The organism is uncultured Methanobrevibacter sp., assembly GCF_902769175.1.
GTDB lineage: Archaea > Methanobacteriota > Methanobacteria > Methanobacteriales > Methanobacteriaceae > Methanobrevibacter.
In genome coordinates this window covers 1-18,470 of sequence record NZ_CACXNW010000038.1, presented here as the reverse complement: position 1 = coordinate 18,470, position 18,470 = coordinate 1, and the positions used below count along the sequence as shown (strand labels likewise).

Below are 18,470 nucleotides of genomic sequence, written 5' to 3'. Positions count from 1 at the left end.
TGGGCTAGTTACATGTTGATACAAGTATGAATCTTCTATTTGCATTGTTCCTTTTGGCTGGGAGTTTGCAAATGTAATATTCTCTATTTTAACATTGTTTCCATTTACCTTAAATATTGAAAAGTATTGTGAAGCACCACCGGCATCTATAATGTGGCCGTTGCCCTTAATGGTTACATTGTCACTATCAATTTTAATCACATGATCATTAGAAGAGCTTCCGCTTTTTTTGCTAAAAGAGTAATCTCGGTTTAGCTCGTAGATGTCTCCGGGATGAAGATTTTGAATATCTGAACTTAACTCATCAAAAGTGCCAGAATCATTAATCTCATCTATGGAATTAAGATTATAATCTTCTATAGAAACCTTATCAGAAGTATCTGCAAATGTTTCATTAAGATTATCTTCAGCACAAATGCATGATACTGTCATGAAAAAACAAATTGTTATAATTATCAATAACATTGGTCTTTTAATTTTCATATATTTAAATCCCTCTCAAAAAATAATTTTAATTAGATATTGTTGTTTATATGTTTATTTAACGATAAATATAAAGTTATTCGAATGCAAGCACTTACTAACATGCTTTAAATGCTAAAAAATAGTTTAAATGCTTTTTTATAAAAAATAATTTTTAAGTAGTTTGAATATCTAAGAATATGTTATTGCATAGAAAGGTAGCAGTGAAAAAAGTGTTTATATTATTTATTTTAAGTTTTAATGAGTTAAAAAAGGATAAAATGAAATAGAGAAAAATAAATTATGTGAAAAAAGTGTTTATATTATTTTTTTAGTTTTAATGAGTTAAAAAAGGATTAATAAAATATGGGAAAACTAATTATGTGAAAAAAGTGTTTGTATTATTATTTTTTAATTTTGAGTGTGTTAAAAAAAAAAAGAAAAAAAGAAGCATAGGAAAAGTCCTATGATTAAAATTTGTAATGAATGTTGTGCAATTTATACAAGCATACAGAACTGCTTGAAGGGAATGCATAAATCATATAATCCAACTCTTCAAGAGTTATTTTCTTAATGATGATGAATGCAAACATGTTTGCAACATTTTCAGCATCTGCTGCAATTATTTCAGCACCTACTATTTGAAGGTCCTTATCTACAATTACCTTTGCTTCTCTTGTTCTATCATTATAAAGCTCTAATGAATAGGAATTTCCATATCTGATTGTATGGACTTCATATTCATCGGATTCCTCTGCCACATATGCTGGAACTCCAACTGTTGCTATTCTTGGAATTGTATATGCAACTGCAGGAACAACAGGATAAGTGATCTCATCTGCTTCCCCTAATAGCTCCTTTGCAAGGTATTTAGATTGATGGATTGCAACAGTTACAAGCTTAGCCACTCCAGTGTCTGCAACATCTCCACATGCATAGATATTTGGAACTTCAGTTTGAAGATGTCCGTTTACCTTGATTCCACTTCTTGTGTAATCCAATCCTACATTTTCAAGACCGATTCCATCTACATTTGCCTCTCGTCCCATTGCTGCAATGACATAGTCTCCAGTTAAGCTAAGTCCGCTTTCACAATTGACTGTAAAACCGTTTTCATATGCCTTATTGTCAACCTTTGCATCAGGATCTCTCAATTCAGCATCAGTGTTTTTAGCTTCCTTAAAGTTATTTATCCTTTCTTCAGGATTTTCTATAATCACATCATCGCTTTTGATTACTTCACTTACGGTTTCATTGAAATGGAATCTGATGTTCTTTTCCTTAAGCTTTTCTATCACATTTTGAACATATGGCTGATGGAAGTATTTCAATGCCATATTTCCTCTTATCAATACATCTGCTTCATATCCTGCTTCTGCAAGTATTGATGTAAATTCCATACCTACAAAACCTGCTCCTATGATTATTGCATGCTTTGGAAGCTCATCAATATCTAAAAAGTCAGTGCTGTCATGTAGGTACTCTTTTCCCTTAATGTCGGGAATTGTTGGCTTTAATCCTGTGCATATCACTATCTTATCTGTTGTGTACTTCTTGTCTCCAACTTGAACAGTATGCTCATCCAAAATAATTCCTTTTCCATAAGCAGCATCAATTTTATACTCTTCAAGCTTTCCATCAATAAAGGGAGCCATACCTGCTATGCGTTGACGTTTAAACTTAACCAAGGCTGACCAGTTTACTTCAAAGTCACCTGATTTTCCGCATCCTTCAAAATTATCTGCCAAAGCCTTTATTTCATATGGTGCATCAAGCAAAGCCTTTGTGTTGCATCCTCTATTAGCACATGTTCCTCCATAAAGGTTTTCTTCTACAATAAGTACTTTGAGGCCTGCTTTTCTTACAAAACGGCCACCTTGCCATGCTGCATTTCCACTTCCAATATAAATAACGTCATAGTCCATATTAAATCCTCTAAATATGATTTTTTACTTAAAATTTATTCTTTAATTAGTATAAATTCAATTGAAATATTTTAATAATTGTTCTTTAATTAAAATAAATTTAATTGAAATCTCTTAAAATTATTCTTTATTAGAATTAATTCAATTGAAATCTCTTAAATTATTCTTTTATTAGGATAAATTCAATTGAATTATTTTAATAATTGTCATTGATTAGAATAATTTTAATTGAAATTTTTTCTCTTAAATTAGTATATTATTTGTATAAAATACTATAAATTATTATCTTTATGTTTGAGTTTATATTTGGGTGTTAAAATTGAATAATTATTCAGAATGAATAGTTAAATTGTATAATAAATCAAATAAAGTGAATAATAGTTGTGTTTATTATATTATTTCTAAAAAAAGGATTGGTTGAATTGAAAAAATAGTTATATTTAATTTTAAGTAAAAAAAAGGATTGATTGAATTGAAAAAATAGTTATTTTAATTTTAGTAAAAGAAGTTTCCTTTAAAGTTAGTTTTATTTTGAAGTAAAAAAGTATTCAATATAAGTTAGTTTTATTTTGATTTAAAAAAAGTATTCATTAAAAAATAATTATTATATTAAAATTAAAGTTAAAAAAATAAAAAAAGTAATTAGGAGAATTATAATTCTCCTCTTTCTCTTCTTTCTTCAAGAAGCTTTAAACCAAGTTCTCCTAATTTGTATTTTTGGATTTTACCACTTGTAGTAAGTGGGAATTCATCTACAAAGAATACATATTTAGGAACTTTATATCTTGCAATGCTTCCAATACAGAAATCTCTGATGTCTGCTTCGGTAATATCATCGAATCCTGGTTCTTTTATAATGAATGCTCCAACGATCTCACCATATTTCTCATCAGGAATACCTCCAACTTGAACATCCTGTACACATTCGTGAGTGAAGAGGAATTCCTCGATTTCCCTTGGATAAATGTTTTCTCCACCACGAATAATCATATCTTTGATTCTTCCTACAATGGAGTAGTATCCATCTTCATCTACAGTAGCTAAGTCTCCAGAGTGAAGCCATCCATCTGCCTCAATGGTTTCCGCTGTCTTTTCAGGCATGTTGTAGTATCCTTTCATTACATTGAAACCTCTGCACATGATTTCTCCAGTTTCTCCTGGTCCAAGCTCTTCACCTGTTTCAGGATCAACAATCTTTACTTCAATATTAGGGAATTTTCTTCCTACTGTGTTGATCTTTTTCTCAAATGTGTCTGCAGCATTGGTTTGGGTAAAACCAGGTCCCGCTTCTGTAAGACCGTATACACTGGTAATCTCTTTCATGTTCATTTTATTGATTGCATCCTTCATTGTTTCAACAGGACATGTGGAACCTGCCATAATACCTGTTCTAAGTGAAGACATGTCAAACATGTCAAACATTGGATGGTTCATCATACCGATAAACATTGTTGGAACACCATAAATTGAAGTACATTTTTCCTTTTGGATGGAAGAAATAGCAAGGAGAGGGTCATATTCCTCTAGCACTACCATGGTGGATCCATGGGTGATGACAGCCATTACACCAAGAACAGTTCCAAAACAGTGGAATAAAGGCACTTGCAAGAGAAGTCTGTCCTTTTCAGTATAATTCATGTTTTCTCCAATGTAATAACCATCATTTAAGATGTTACGGCTTGTAAGCATTACTCCTTTAGGGAATCCTTCAGTTCCACTTGTATATTGCATGTTGATTACATCGTTTTGGGTTACAGCATCCTTGATCTTTTGATACTCATCATCGTCATAGTTCATTCCGAGAAGAAGCAATTCATTTGTATTGAACATTCCTCTATGCTTTTCCTGACCTACATGTATAATGTACTTTAAGTGTGGGAATTTTTCACTGTTTAAGTTTCCTCTTGCAGTAGTGAGCATTTCAGGAACTAATTCATGGATAATGTCAAAATAGCTTGTATCCCTAAATCTATCAGTCATTCCTATTGCTTTCATATCAGATTGCTTTAATACATATTCCAATTCATGAGACTGATAAGCTGTGTTAACGGTAACGATAGCAGCTCCGATTTTAGCGCATGCAAACATGAAGGTTAACCATTCTGGGACGTTTTTAGCCCAAATACCTACGTGGTCTCCTGGTTCAATTCCAATTGAGAGCATACCTTTTGCTAAATTGTCAACTCTTTCATCAAACTCTTTGTAGGTAAATCTAAGGTTTCTGTCTGGGTAAACGATAAATTCATGATCTGGTTGTTTTTCCACTTGGCTTTCAAAGAATTTTCCAATTGGAAGTTCAGTAAATAATTCGCTCATTTTTTCACCATTCATTTTTTTCATATTCGTATAAAGGTCAAGTCCAATTTAAAATGGAGTGTATAAAACCGCTAAAATTTTAGCTTTGTCTCCAGTAGAGTGTAAATGGTGAGGAACTACAGAGTCATAGAAGATACTGTCACCTGCAGATACGGTAAAGTTGTCTTTACCATATACTACTTCAATTTCACCTTCTAATACATAAATGAACTCTTCCCCTTCGTGTGAAGATAATTTGTAATCCTCTTCGTATGTGATGTCAATTATATATGGGTCAATGTTTCTGTCGATTTTTCCTGCTCCTAATGAGTGGAATTCAAGGTTGGTTGAGTTGGTAACATCTTCTCTTCCTGAGAAGTATAATACATTGTTAGGTTTTCCTCCTCTTACAACAACAGGTCCAAGCTGTGGTGTGTCATCTAGGAATATTCCAACTCTGACTCCAAGAGCTTTTGCCATTTTGGTAAGTGGAGTGAGTGATGGGATGATTTCTCCGTTTTCCATTGCTTTAAGAACATCTAATTTTACATCACTTTTTTCAGCAAGCTCTTCAATGGTCATGTTTTGTCTTTCTCTAATGCTTTTTACTTTTTCAGCAAAATCTTTGTTTTCGTTCATTTTTTCACCTTTATACAGTAAACTTATCTATTATATTTTTAAACATTTTAATCTTAAAATTTTAATAAAATTTTTCATTCACTTGCTTATAATTTTTTTTATGATTTTCTCATCATAGTTTATCATAAATTTTTTTATAAGCTTTCCATCATTTTTTTATCATAAAATTCTTTTTTATAAGCTTTCCATCATTTTTTTTATCATAAAATTCTTTTTTATAAGCTTTCCATCATTTTTTTTATCATAAAATTCTTTTTTATAAGCTTTCCATCATTATTTTATAATAAAATTTTAATTGTAAGTTTTCCTAGTTTTTAGACTAATACCAATCAATTCATTGCTAAATCAATCAATCACAGTCTTAAATGAGTAATTTCACATTAAATGATTATAAAAAAAGAGAATAATAGGTTAAATGAAAAAAATAAAAAAAGTTTTAGAAATTATTCCTCATCACCTTCATCTGACGGAGTCGGAGTTGGCTTACTGTCGGAATTGTCTCCTCCACTATTATCATTATTTTTATTGTCATCATTATTATTATTCTGATTGTTATTATCATTTTGATTGTTATTTTTATTGTCAGAATCATCTGATGTTTCATTTTCTATAGTGGAATTTGTATCAGTTTCATTATCTGTTTCATTAACCTCTTCTACTACTTGTTTTGGCTCATAAACTGCATTCAAACTCAATGGAGAAAAATTGTCATCATCCAATGCTATCAATTTATCAGTGTCATTGATTCCTGGAAAAGAACCGCTGACAAAGTCTCCGGTAAATGCAGCTGCAAAATTACTCAATCCCAAGGCAAGGATTGCAATAACCAAAAATATGAAGAAATTAGCTCTTTTATCAACTTTCAAATTATCACCTCTAGAAATATTGTATATATAAAATGTAATATAAAATTTTTATACAGTTATAACTTTGTTTAAAAATAGTATTTATAGATTATGGTATTTTCAGTATTTTTTGATAAAATAATTAATTTTTTTAAGTTTTTTTCAAATTAACTTAGTTAAATTAGTTTATTTTATAAAATCTCATTTTTATTTAAACTTCACATATATTGCTCATTTATATTCATAATTTTATTATATTGTACATTTATTTTCCTTTTTTCCTTAAATTGTACATTTTTATGCCATTGTGGAAATATTTATATAACTTGAAGGATAAATAAAAATATATCGGAAGTCGGAAGCCGTTTTCCGATTAAGAATAAATATTCAATAGCTATAAAAAATAACTGATTGCACTAACAAAATCCTAATAATTTAATAATACTAAAACATCTAATTGATTAGTTAATAAAATTTTAAATCCAAATAATTGTTTATTAAAAAAATTTTTAATCCAATTTAATAGTTATTTAAAACTTGCTAACATAAAAAATTCTTAAAACCCTTTTAGTAAAAAATTAAAAAAATTTCCAAATTATTATGGAAATCTATAATGGATATTTGAATAAGTATATAGCAGATGGCTATTGATGTTTATTCTCATGATTTTTATTTAAATTTAATTTGAGAGAAAATGATAATATGGTTATGTTAAGTACAGGAGACACTGCATGGATACTCATATCAACCATTTTGGTTCTATTGATGAGCATTCCTGGAGTGGCTTTCTTTTATAGTGGTTTGACTAAGAGGAAAAATGTTTTAAATACAATGTTTTTGACTTTTATAGCATTCTCTATAGCAAGCATAATATGGGTGGTTTACGGCTATCCATTTGCTTTTGGAGATGTAAGCATCAATGGATTAATTGCACAGCCAGCACATTTCTTTTTGTCTGGCATCTGCATCAATGATTTAACAGGATCAATTCCTACAATATTGTTTATTGTATTCCAGCTAACCTTTGCAGGACTTACTGCAGCCCTTGTTTCCGGTTCTATTGTAGGGCGTATGAAAACATCAACTTGGATGATATTTGTTGTTTTATGGGTTACCTTGGTTTATATTCCTATTGCCCATTGGGTATGGGGAGGAGGATGGCTTATGCAAATGGGTGCTTTAGACTTTGCAGGAGGTACTGTAGTTCACATTAACTCTGGTGTAACAGCACTTGCATTGGCATTGGTTCTTGGAAAAAGGAAAGATGCTTCACTATTGCCACATAACTTAGGTTATTCAGTTTTAGGTGCAGGATTGCTTTGGTTTGGATGGATGGGATTCAATGGAGGATCTGCACTTGCAGCTAACGGTCTTGCAGCATCTGCAATATTGGTTTCCAATATATCTGCAGCTACAGCACTCATTACATGGGTATTGATTGATACAGTTAAAGTAGGTAAGCCTACAATGTTAGGTGCAATTACTGGAGGAGTTGCAGGGCTTGTTGCAATCACTCCTGCAGCAGGATTTGTAGATGTTCCAGCAGCAATCATCATTGGTTTTATAACTTCATTCATATCCTACTATGCAGTATATTACTTAAAATCAAAATTAGGTTACGACGATGCTTTGGATGTATTTGGAGTTCATGGGCTTTCAGGTATATGGGGAGCAATTGCTACAGGTATTTTCGCTTCACCTCTAATCAATGAGGCATCTGGTTTGGTCTTTGGAAATCCTGGACAAGTCACCATTCAAGTAATCAGTGTAATTGTAACTATTGTTTATGCATTTGTAGTCAGCATAATTCTTGCTAAGATCCTTGATAAGACAATGGGAATCAGAGTTGATGAAAATGCTGAAATAGAAGGACTTGATAAAAACTTACATAAGGAATCAGGATACAGATTATAATTATATAACTTATCTAACAAGAGATATGGTAAAGAATTATCGAGATACAGATTATAATTAAAAAACTTATCTAAAAACAGATATGATAAAGCGGAATCAGGATACAGATTATAATTATAAACTTATCTAACAAGAGATATGATAAAGAGGAATCTAGTATGAAAAGGATAATTGCAGTGATACGTGATGAAAGATTTGAAAGCGTTAAAAAAGCCTTGCTTGAAGCAGGCTGTGAAGGAATGAATGTTTCTGAAGTAAAAGGGAGAGGAAGGCAATTAGGAATTAAGGAATCCTATAGAGGTTCAAGCTACTGCATAGACCTTATTCCAAAAACACGCATTGAATTGATCGTTAATGACGAGGACTTGGAACGCATTATAGACGTTATTGTTGAAAATGCACGTACAGGTGAAGTTGGAGACGGTAAGATATTCGTTTCTGAAGTCTTTGAAGTAGTCAGAATCAGAACAGGTGAAAGAGGTTCTGATGCGGTATAATCTAAAATCTTAATTTTTAAAATTTATTTCAATGGAAAATGAATTTTTCTTTTCCATAATCTTTTTTTTTTTTTTTTTAAATGTTATAGTTAAAATCTATTTTATTTTATTTTATTTTTCTATTTTAAATATGTTAATATGTCTATTTTATCTTATTTTTTATTTTAAATCTGTTATGTGTCTATTTTTTATTTATTTTTATTTTAATTATGTTATGCCTATTTTTTCTTTATTTCTATTTTTATTATGTTAAATGTCTATTTTTTAAGTTACGATGATAATTTCCATTGTTTTTTAAAAAAATTTCTAATTCATTAAATCAAAATTAATTTTTAGTATTACTTTTCAAGTTTAATTGTATTATATTTATATATAATAAAATATAAAATATTATTAACTATTATTTAGTAATTTCAATTAGTTAGACTATTCTAAATGAGTTAAATAGGTTAAATAATTGTTGATTTCTAATTTTAGTTGTTTTTTATTAAATTATATAAGGAGATATATTATGTCTAGTGTTGGTAAAACTGTTATAACAACAATCATTACTTTAGTAACTACTGCTTTTGGTTTAGTTGCAGGTTTAGCATCGAACGATGCAATTTAAAAATTAATTGAAACTCTTGTAGGTACAGGAGACGCACTTCCAGGTTTATTCATGTATGCTATTATAGTAACCATTATTGCAGTTGTTGTAACCATTCTTCTTGCTAGAATTGCAGCAAAAATGGGTGTTGAAATAGACGACGAAGTTAAAGGAGAATAAATACCTTTTCTATTCTCTTTTTTTCTTTTATTTTTTTATTTCCTTAAATTTAATAAATTTTATAATCTGTTTTTATTAGTTATTAATTTTGCATTTATATCAGATCTTTGTGTAAAGGGGTTAAAATGGCAAAATATTGTGCAAATTGTGGAAAAGAGCTTCCAGATGAAGCTATGTACTGTCCAGATTGCGGTAAGAAATTCATACCAAGATATAGGGCAGACGATTCAGATTCCAATGATGAGTTTTCAGGCCCATTCGGTGCCTCTGATAAGAAATTTGAAGGTCCCTTTGGTCCACATTCCAATAGGGGATCTAATGATTCAAGTTCATCAGAAAGGAGAGTGGAAAATTCACCAACTAAGTCTATTGAATCCCTTAGTCCTGTAAAGATGTGCCTAATCGTTTTTGCAGTATTGTTATTTGCTTCTCTTATTGTAACTTTAGCCACCAACTCCCATGATTCCAATGATTATGATTCATCAGTCATTACAGATACTGCAAATGACCTTAACAGCAGTATTGATAAGTTTAACAATCAAGACATTGATGGAAAAGGCAGCGTAGATAATAATGAACCATATAATATGTCCATTGATAAGACCACATATCTAAGCGGCAAAGGTGAGGTTAAGCTGATTGATTTCAATCATTCCTACAATATTGAATCAGATAACTTCAATATTACAGAGTATGAAACCTATTATGTGAATGTTGATGATAATGATTGGTATGTTTTGGATATATTCAAGTGCAAATTCGATACAAAATCTGAAAGCCAAGTCTATTCAACTGACACAAGCAATGGGGATCCTATTATAATTTATGGTTCTAAGGGAAGCTATGACGGCTATGGAATACTCATACCAAACTCAAGCAATAATTCCAAATACAAGAATACAGAATTTTTAGAGTCTATTTTCCATTATAAGTTGCAAAAATAGATGTTTATTTAATTATTCTAATGATTTCTTTTTTTTTTATTATTTATTTCAATAATGAATTCATTGCTTTTCTTTTTAAAAATTAATTGTTCTAATTTATTCTAATTTAAGATAATATGTTTATTTTTGATTTAAATTATGATTTGATATTTTTCTCTTTTTTGAATAATTCTTTTATTTTTGATTTAAATTATGATTTGATATTTTTCTCTTTTTAAAAAATTCCTTTATTTTGTCTTAATCTTTTTAAACTATTAAAAATATAATTATAAACTAATACTAATTTAAGATAAACAAATTCATTTAACTGTTTTTAAAATAAAAATCTGGGAATCATATCAATGATAGTGCTAAATAAAAAGAAAAAGTCTTGGGAATTGTATCCTATTGGAAGCCCTAAAGGAGCTCTTAATACAAAGCGTAAGCCAGAATTCATTGGAGTATTGAAGTTTAAGGAAGATGAAGAGGATGGCTCCATATCAATCAAGCGCTTTGTTGTTAAGGATGAAAAGGAAGACAAGCTCTACCCTCCTTCAAAGGCAATTAACCTATTGCGCTCTCAAGCTGTTTTCTTAGCGGAAAAAGATGACAAATTGGAAGCTTTCCTAAGGCATAACAATATAAAGGTAAGATTTACCAACATATGCCAGCATTGCAGCTATGAAGGGGAAGTTACAATCATCAATTCTGATTTTTCATACACCTATCATGACCAATTGATCTGCAAGACCTGTGCTGAAAATACAATAAAAAGGGAGCTTCAGCTTAGAGGATATGATAAGAAGGTATTTAGAAACTTCAAGAGAATTCTTGAAAATACAGGAAGTTTGGATGATGTTTTGGAAATGCTTTCACCAAGATTTGACCCATTGGCCCATGCTGACTTGACATTATTTGACAGAGTCAAGGTCCATGACAATAAGATACCTAAAATAGCCATGAAAAGGCTTAAGATTCCAGAAGAGTTTAAGAAAGTCATATTAAAGGAAAAGAATCAATATTTTCTTCCAGTACAATATTTAGCCATTAAGGAAGGGGTATTGAGAGATGAAAATATGTTGGTTGTTTCCGCTACAGGAAGTGGAAAGACTTTGGTTGGAGAGCTTGCAGGGGTTCCAAAGGCATTGAATGGCAAAAAGTTCCTCTTTTTAACCCCTCTTGTAGCTCTTGCAAACCAAAAGTATAGGGATTTTAAAAAGAGATATGAACCTCTTGGATTAAAGGTAGCCATTAAAGTAGGTATGAACAGAATCAAAGCAAAAGGAGAGCTTAAGTTACCTAATTCCAATATTAAAGAGGCTGATATTGTTGTAGGTACCTATGAAGGAATAGACTTTTTGCTAAGGTCTGGAGAATCTGATGCATTAAATGACTTAGGTCTTGTCTTAATAGATGAAATCCATACAATATCAGATGAGGAAAGAGGTCTTAGATTAAACGGATTAATCAAAAGGGTAGAGCATATATTCCCAAAGACTCAAATTATTGGATTATCTGCTACAATCAAGAATCCACAGGATTTGGCTAATGACTTCAATATGAAGCTTGTTCAATATAAGGAGCGCCCAGTTCCTTTGGAAAGGCATATTGTATTTGTTAGGGGAGATGTTCAAAGAAGGATATTGATTAGAAAGCTGGTTCAAAGGGAATACTACAGCACCTCTTCAAAAGGATTTAAAGGCCAAACATTGATATTTACCAATTCAAGAAGAAAAACCCATAAGATTGCCAATTTCCTATCTGGAAAGGGAATCAATGCTTCAGCTTATCATGCAGGTCTTTCATATTTCAAAAAGGAAAAGATTGAAAAGGACTTTTCCAAAGGAAAGATTGCAGCCGTTGTTACAACAGCAGCTCTTGCAGCAGGTGTGGATTTCCCTGCTTCACAGGTTATATTTGAATCATTGCTTATGGGTAACAAATGGATTTCCCCTAATGAATTTTCACAAATGTTGGGAAGGGCAGGAAGGCCAACATATCATGATCGAGGGGTGATTTACCTTATTCCTGAAATTGGAAGTGAATTCGACAACGAAAGTGAAGAGGCAGTTGCACTTGACCTTCTTGAAAGTGATGTGGAAGACATTTTTGTAGACTATACTGAGGATGGATCCCTTGAACAGATACTTGCTGATATATCATCAAAGTCCTTAAGGAAAGTGAAGGATGTTGTTGACTTCTATGAAAATATTCCAGTTCCAATGGATTTAAACATGGCTATTGATGAACTTGAGGATAAGGATGCTATAGATGTACATGCAGACGGTACAATTGATACAACTAATTTTGGAAGAGCAGTTGCAATGTCATTTTTAGTTCTTGATGATGGTGTCATCATTAAGGATTCAATCAATGATTCACATTATTTAAGCCAGTATTACAATAAGCCATTCTTTAAGACCAATTTAAAAGAGCTTCGATTATTGTCTGAAAAGATTGATGAAGAGAATGAGAATATCTTAAGGAAGAATAAGAAGAAAGCTAAAGACAGTAAGAATAAGGATAATAAGGATTCCAAGAAGAATAAGTCTAAAAAAGACAATAAAAATAAAGATAAAGTTAAAAAGGGTTCTGATGGGAATAAACCTAAAAAAGGTCAGAAAAGTAAAGATAATAAGGATAATAGGGATAATAAAAATAAATCTAAAAAAGATAAGAGGAATAAGGATAAATCTAATAAATCTAAAGATAAGCAATCTAAAGATAGGCATTCTAAAGATAAGCAATCTAAAGAAAATTATAATGAAAAGTCTAAAGAGGATAAGATTAAAGAAAAACCAGTTAAAACTAATAAAATTGATGAGGATAGTGAAAATAACAATAGTTCTGGAATTAAGTTTATTGTAGAAGAGAATTTGGATGAAAAGCCAGTTAAAAAGGAAACTAAAAAGGAATCCAAAACCAGCAAATACATAGATAATATTGCTGATTATTTCAATGGATTGAATCAATCTAAGGATTATAAGTCTTCTGATGATAGTAAATCTAATTCTGTAAATCAGAAGAACGATTACAGGTCTTCCAATAATTCTGGTTCTGCCAATAAGAAGAATGATTACAAGTCTTCAAAAAGAGATAAGTCAAAGGACATTAAGTCAGATGTAATCTACAATAAGAAGACCAATAAACCAAAAAATAAAAATAAGAAGAACAAATCCAAGTCTAAATCTAAAGATAACAACAATTCTGCAGTTGTTAAGCAAATCAAATTTAAGGAAAACATATTTGAGGATATTCATGAGAAAATGACTAAGGATGAAGTCAATTCAAATATCATATTGAAAGTCCAGTCAATCGCATTGGATTTAGAACTCTTTGAAAACGCTTATTTAGCTCCTGTTGTTCATAAGCAGATTATAAGTGCATTAAAAATGAACTTTTCAACAAGGCTGTTTTCTGAATCAACATTGGATATAATATCCTCTGGAGAAGCTATTTCAAAGCTTGACAAGAAGTTCCAAGATGCTTTATTAAAGCTTCAAATTGATTTCCTAAGATGCAATTGCTATGAAAGGCCATTTTGTGAATGCCTCCAAAGGGGAGTTTCATTCTATATAATCAATCAAAGGCTTAATGGAAAGGATCCTATTGACATTTCAAAGTCATTGCTAAAAGAATATCAGATACAGACCTATCCGGGTGATATATTCTCTTGGCTTGATTCATATGTAAGGAATTTAGATGCTATAAGAAGAATTGCAAGGGCATTTGGAGAAAAGGAAATTGTTGAAAAATCAGAAAAACTAATGAAGATTATTGAATCTGGGAATTAATAATAATCTAACAAAGATATAATTAAAATCCAATAAAAAATTAATTAAATTCTATAGATCTAATTAAAAAAAGAATTAGTTTTGATTTAAGCACATAAAAAATAGTTTGATTTATTTTAAAAAATAAAAAGAAAAAAGAAGAAATGGAATTAAAGAGTTTTCTTTAATTATCCATTGCTCATAAACATTCTTAAAAATCTAGCAAGGATGTCTGGATTGTCATCACTTGAACTTGAATAATAACTGGAATCAGAATAGGAATTATCTGAATTATCAGAATTAAACAACTTATTGAATATCTTATCTACAATTCCAGGTTCTCCACTGTCATCCGTACTATAAGTGTCGTCATCAGGGTTATAATTGTTATCATTTGAGTCAAATGAGAAAAATCCTCCATTGTCTTCAGAACTGTCTAAATAACCATTATTGTTTTGGTCTTCATTGGAGTTCATGCTTGCTACAATCCAATCGGAAAGACCGCCAGTCATAGAATAAGCTGCACTGCTGCATACAAAAGCAATCAAAGCTATAGCAATGTATATTATGAATTTTGCTTTTTTATCTTCCATGATCTCACCTCAATGATTTTTATTGATTATAATTTTTATCATTAATTTTTTTGAATTATTTTATTAAATAGAACTATCAAAAATAATTTTATACTTTAAATATATAAATTTATATGTTAAGTATATAAAAAATTTTTCTAAATATTTGATTTTTGCTATCAGATAGCAAATTTCAAATTTAAATATTTTTAATTATATAAGAATTAAATTAACTACTATATAAATTGATACTATGAAAACAATAGCAAAAACATTCCAATCTTCAATAGATATTAAAAAATCTCAATTCATTTGCAGACTATTCCCTGCACAGAACGAAAAAGAGGCAAAGGAGATTATTAATGAGATATCTGAAAAGTATAAGGATGCCACCCATAACTGTACAGCTTATGTTGTAAGCGATGGAGAGGGATACGATGATGATGGAGAGCCTGGAGGAACTGCAGGAAGACCTATGTTAAATGTCTTAAAGAAGAATGAGATTGAAAACGTTGTAGCTATTGTAACAAGGTATTTCGGAGGAATCAAGCTTGGTGCAGGAGGGCTTGTAAGGGCTTACAGCAAATCGGTCTTAGAGACTATAGCAATTGCTGAAATTGTTGATATGGAGCTTTATGAAATATTCCGCTTCACCTTTGAATATCAGCATATCAAGACAATTGATGCAGAAATAAGATCAAAGCATTTGGCAGTTGTAGAAAAGCAGTATGATGCTCAAGTTATTTATTTTGTTGCTTCAAATAATGTGGATATGATAAAAAACATTCAGGAAAAATTAGCTGATGCAGTTAAAATAGAGCATTTGGGAAGCAGATTTTTGGAAAAAATAGATTAATTATACTATTTTTTGCTATTTTTTTATTTTTATTATTTTAATTCATTTTTGGGCTATTTTACTACTATTTTTTTAATTTTTATATAAAAATAATTAATTTGAACTATTTTTACTAATTTTTTGAAGATTAATTCATTTTTGGACTAATTTTACTCATTTTATAAAAAAGCTATTTTTCACTATTAATGAAATAAAGTAAAATAAGCATTTAAGGGTATTATAATTTAAAAAAAGAATTAAAAATAGAATTTAAGAGTAATATTAGCTTAAAAAGAAGTAAAATAGTGTATTAATAAAATTTTTAGTTAAAAAAAAAGAAAAATAAAATAGAATATAATTAAATAAATTATAATCTATTTTCAGTTTCATCCCAGTCTTTGTTAGTAGCAGGTAATTTAGTGAATAATAAAGTTAAACCAAGTAGAATCACAGTAAGGATTATAAATACCCTTGATTGGCTGGCAGATCCTGTCATGATAATATCATAGAGTCCACCAAGCCATACGATTGAAATGAAAAGAGGCAAAATATATTTTACTATAACTAGCCACCATTTTCCTAATTTAATGCTCTTACTGGCTTGATTTAAACCTGGGATAAGCTTTTCACAATTGAATGTCTATGCAAAGAGGTTACACTCAACCAGCACTCCGAATAGAATAGCTATTTGGTTGATATAAGTGTCTACATATCCAAGAAGTGTTCCACCATATGCAGTAGCATACATCATTGAAAATGCTCCACCAATAATACAGAGCACTGTCATTGTTTTTTTCCTGGACCAAGTGAATTTGTTTTGAATACCGAATGCCAATGGCTCAATTGTAGATAGGATAATTGTAAGTCCTGCAAGATATATTGTAAGGAAGAATAAAGGACCAATCACATAAGCATATTGTCCTAAAACATTCAATACAGTTGGATATGCTATAAATACCAATCCTGTACCTTGAGTTACCAAGTATGCAACTGCAGTACCGCTTTCAAGTGACATGTATCCAAGAATTGAAAATACTCCTAATGCACAGAAGTTTTCAAATGCACAGTTTGCAAATGCAATGGATAATGTATTTGTAATCAAATCGCTTTTTTCACCGGTATAGCTTGCATAGGTAAATGCTATACTTATTCCCAAACTCAATGAGAAGATTATCTGACCAAATGCAGCCATCCATATGTCAAAATCAAGCAATAAGCTCCAATCAGGTGCAAAAAGTTCTTTTAAACTTATCATTGCACCAGGTAAGGTTAATGAAAACCCTACAATCACAATCATAATTATAAAAAGCAAAGGAACAAGAATTTTACTTACCTTTCCAAGCCCTTCTTCCAAGTCCTTATGGGAAATAAACCAAATGATTACCCAACTTACAATCATTGTAATTCCTATCATAGGAATGAAATTAGTTATTCCAGTGACAGATTCTGTAGATTGGAGCAAGGTTGTTGTAAAGATGTATTTGGATCTGCGCCCCATCCTTTAAAGAAGCTTAATATTACATAGATTCCGTCCCATCCAAGTATGCATGAATAATAGATCATTATAATGAATACTGAAACAGGAAGCAACCATCCTAAAAATTCATAACTTTCATGTATTTTCCTAATCGCTTTTGGGAAGGATGATTTGAAGTTATATCCCCCCCCATATTCTAAAATTAAAAATGGAACTCCCATCAATAGTATTGCAACGATATATGGAATATAAAAGGCTCCACCACCATTGCTGTATAAGACATATGAGTATCTCCATATATTTCCAAGTCCTACAGCAGATCCTACCATTGCCAATACAAATGATATGTTACTGCCCCATTCATTTTTATCACTCATAAAAAATCACAAAATTATTTAATTAACCCTAAAATTAATTATTTTGAATAAAAAAGTTATTTTGATTAGATTTTTAGAAATCTAAAATTAATTTGATAATTATATTATCAATTATTTTAAATCCATTAAAAAAATTAATTTTAATAATTATAATATTTATTTTAAAATATAAAAACTATACTATATTAAGTCTTTGAGATATTATTATAATTTATTTTTTAAGCTTTTCTTTAAATCTTTAGGAATAAATAAAACTATATTTAAATGATTTATGAATAATATAAATGTATTTTTATATTTTTTTGAAATTAATGCTGGTTGTTTTTTTTTTTTTAGATTTTAACGATGCAAGTAAGTGCTTACACTCGAAATAACTTATATATTGTCTTTAACATATCTTTTAATAAGTTTTAAAAAGGATTATGGTACAATAATCGAAAAAATTGGATAATATATATGTATTGAGGTAAAATTAATCTATCATATTATTTTTTTTTTAATTTTTTATTGGGGCTAAAGTTATTGAGCATATTCTGTATAGGATATAGTGAAAGATGCATGGTCTAGATTTTTTCTTTTTTTTTTAGACAATATAACACTCCTCTTTCGCTTTTAAACTTTTTGCTATGTTCAAAGTCTGAAAATTATTAGATATAATCATTTTTTTATTGAGGGATTTATAAAAATGAAAATTGAAAGACCTATACTATTGATAATTATAACAATTTGTTTTTTCATGACAGTATCATGCATTTGTGCTGAAGATAATCTTAATGAAACATTTGCAGATACTTCTGATGAGTTTTCTCCAGAGACTCATAATATTAATTCTCTATATGGAATTAATGATTCAGGCACTTTTGATGAATTAGACTCAGATATTCAGAATCTAAATCCTGGGGACATCTATGAGTTAAACCGGGATTACTGCTTTAGCAAAAAAGCGGAAGCTCTTCTAATGATCATGTGATTAAAATTGATAGTGACAATGTAACCATTAAGGGCAACGGCCACATTATTGATGCCGGTGGTGCTTCACAATACTTTTCAATATTTAAGGTAAACGGGAACAATGTTAAAATAGAGAATATTACATTTGCAAACTCCCAGCCAAAAGGAACAATGCAAATAGAAGATTCATACTTGTATCAACATGTAACTAGCCCA

Annotated in this window: 13 protein-coding genes and 2 pseudogenes; 8 read left to right on the top strand and 7 right to left on the bottom strand. The window is 30.2% G+C overall.

The features are described from left to right. From QZV12_RS11975 to QZV12_RS11955, 5 genes are all read right to left on the bottom strand, one after another. Positions 1 to 432: pectate lyase-like adhesive domain-containing protein (locus tag QZV12_RS11975; RefSeq protein WP_295622258.1), on the bottom strand; the 432-nt coding region annotated here is incomplete at its 3' end. 500 nt (positions 433 to 932) lie between these two features. After that, positions 933 to 2,387, bottom strand: coding sequence for an NAD(P)/FAD-dependent oxidoreductase (locus QZV12_RS11970; RefSeq protein ID WP_295622254.1), 1,455 nt, complete (start codon positions 2,385 to 2,387; stop codon positions 933 to 935). Positions 2,388 to 3,038: 651 nt separating this feature from the next. Then, on the bottom strand, positions 3,039 to 4,703 hold the full coding sequence (locus tag QZV12_RS11965) for an AMP-binding protein (RefSeq protein ID WP_295622248.1): 1,665 nt from the start codon (positions 4,701 to 4,703) through the stop codon (positions 3,039 to 3,041). A 48-nt stretch (positions 4,704 to 4,751) separates the two neighbouring features. Then, positions 4,752 to 5,321: an XRE family transcriptional regulator gene (locus QZV12_RS11960; protein ID WP_295622246.1), complete on the bottom strand. Its 570-nt coding sequence runs from the start codon at positions 5,319 to 5,321 to the stop codon at positions 4,752 to 4,754. A gap of 443 nt (positions 5,322 to 5,764) precedes the next feature. Next, positions 5,765 to 6,187: a hypothetical protein gene (locus QZV12_RS11955; protein ID WP_295622242.1), complete on the bottom strand. Its 423-nt coding sequence runs from the start codon at positions 6,185 to 6,187 to the stop codon at positions 5,765 to 5,767. Between the two features lie 681 nt (positions 6,188 to 6,868). Between QZV12_RS11955 and QZV12_RS11950 the strand changes: the two genes are divergently transcribed. From QZV12_RS11950 to QZV12_RS11930, 5 genes and pseudogenes are all read left to right on the top strand, one after another. After that, the gene (locus tag QZV12_RS11950; RefSeq protein WP_295622235.1) at positions 6,869 to 8,080 is read left to right on the top strand and encodes an ammonium transporter; all 1,212 of its coding nucleotides are present in this window, start codon (positions 6,869 to 6,871) and stop codon (positions 8,078 to 8,080) included. Positions 8,081 to 8,238: 158 nt separating this feature from the next. Then, on the top strand, positions 8,239 to 8,577 hold the full coding sequence (locus tag QZV12_RS11945) for a P-II family nitrogen regulator (RefSeq protein ID WP_295622233.1): 339 nt from the start codon (positions 8,239 to 8,241) through the stop codon (positions 8,575 to 8,577). A gap of 511 nt (positions 8,578 to 9,088) precedes the next feature. Further along, positions 9,089 to 9,346, top strand: a pseudogene (locus QZV12_RS11940) (DUF5654 family protein). 125 nt (positions 9,347 to 9,471) lie between these two features. Further along, positions 9,472 to 10,290 carry a zinc ribbon domain-containing protein gene (locus QZV12_RS11935; protein WP_295622231.1) on the top strand — a complete coding sequence of 273 codons (819 nt, stop codon included), beginning with the start codon at positions 9,472 to 9,474 and terminating at the stop codon, positions 10,288 to 10,290. A gap of 341 nt (positions 10,291 to 10,631) precedes the next feature. After that, a complete protein-coding gene (locus tag QZV12_RS11930; protein WP_295622226.1) occupies positions 10,632 to 14,063 on the top strand; it encodes a DUF5814 domain-containing protein in 3,432 nt (1,143 codons plus the stop codon). A 167-nt stretch (positions 14,064 to 14,230) separates the two neighbouring features. Here the strand turns inward: QZV12_RS11930 and QZV12_RS11925 are convergent, their stop codons facing one another. Next, complete coding sequence (locus QZV12_RS11925; protein ID WP_295622219.1) at positions 14,231 to 14,635, bottom strand: hypothetical protein; 405 nt, start codon at positions 14,633 to 14,635, stop codon at positions 14,231 to 14,233. 232 nt (positions 14,636 to 14,867) lie between these two features. Between QZV12_RS11925 and QZV12_RS11920 the strand changes: the two genes are divergently transcribed. Beyond that, a complete protein-coding gene (locus QZV12_RS11920; RefSeq protein ID WP_295622217.1) occupies positions 14,868 to 15,470 on the top strand; it encodes a YigZ family protein in 603 nt (200 codons plus the stop codon). A 346-nt stretch (positions 15,471 to 15,816) separates the two neighbouring features. On the opposite strand, the pseudogene QZV12_RS11915 reads toward QZV12_RS11920, so the two are convergent. After that, a pseudogene (locus QZV12_RS11915) lies at positions 15,817 to 17,303 on the bottom strand (sodium-dependent transporter). A gap of 685 nt (positions 17,304 to 17,988) precedes the next feature. Between QZV12_RS11915 and QZV12_RS11910 the strand changes: the two are divergent. Then, positions 17,989 to 18,273 (top strand): hypothetical protein, encoded by a 285-nt coding sequence (locus QZV12_RS11910; protein ID WP_295622215.1) that lies wholly within the window; start codon positions 17,989 to 17,991, stop codon positions 18,271 to 18,273. After that, a partial coding sequence (locus QZV12_RS11905; protein WP_295622213.1) for a pectate lyase-like adhesive domain-containing protein occupies positions 18,270 to 18,470 on the top strand: 201 nt, incomplete at its 3' end. The genes QZV12_RS11910 and QZV12_RS11905, both read left to right, overlap by 4 nt.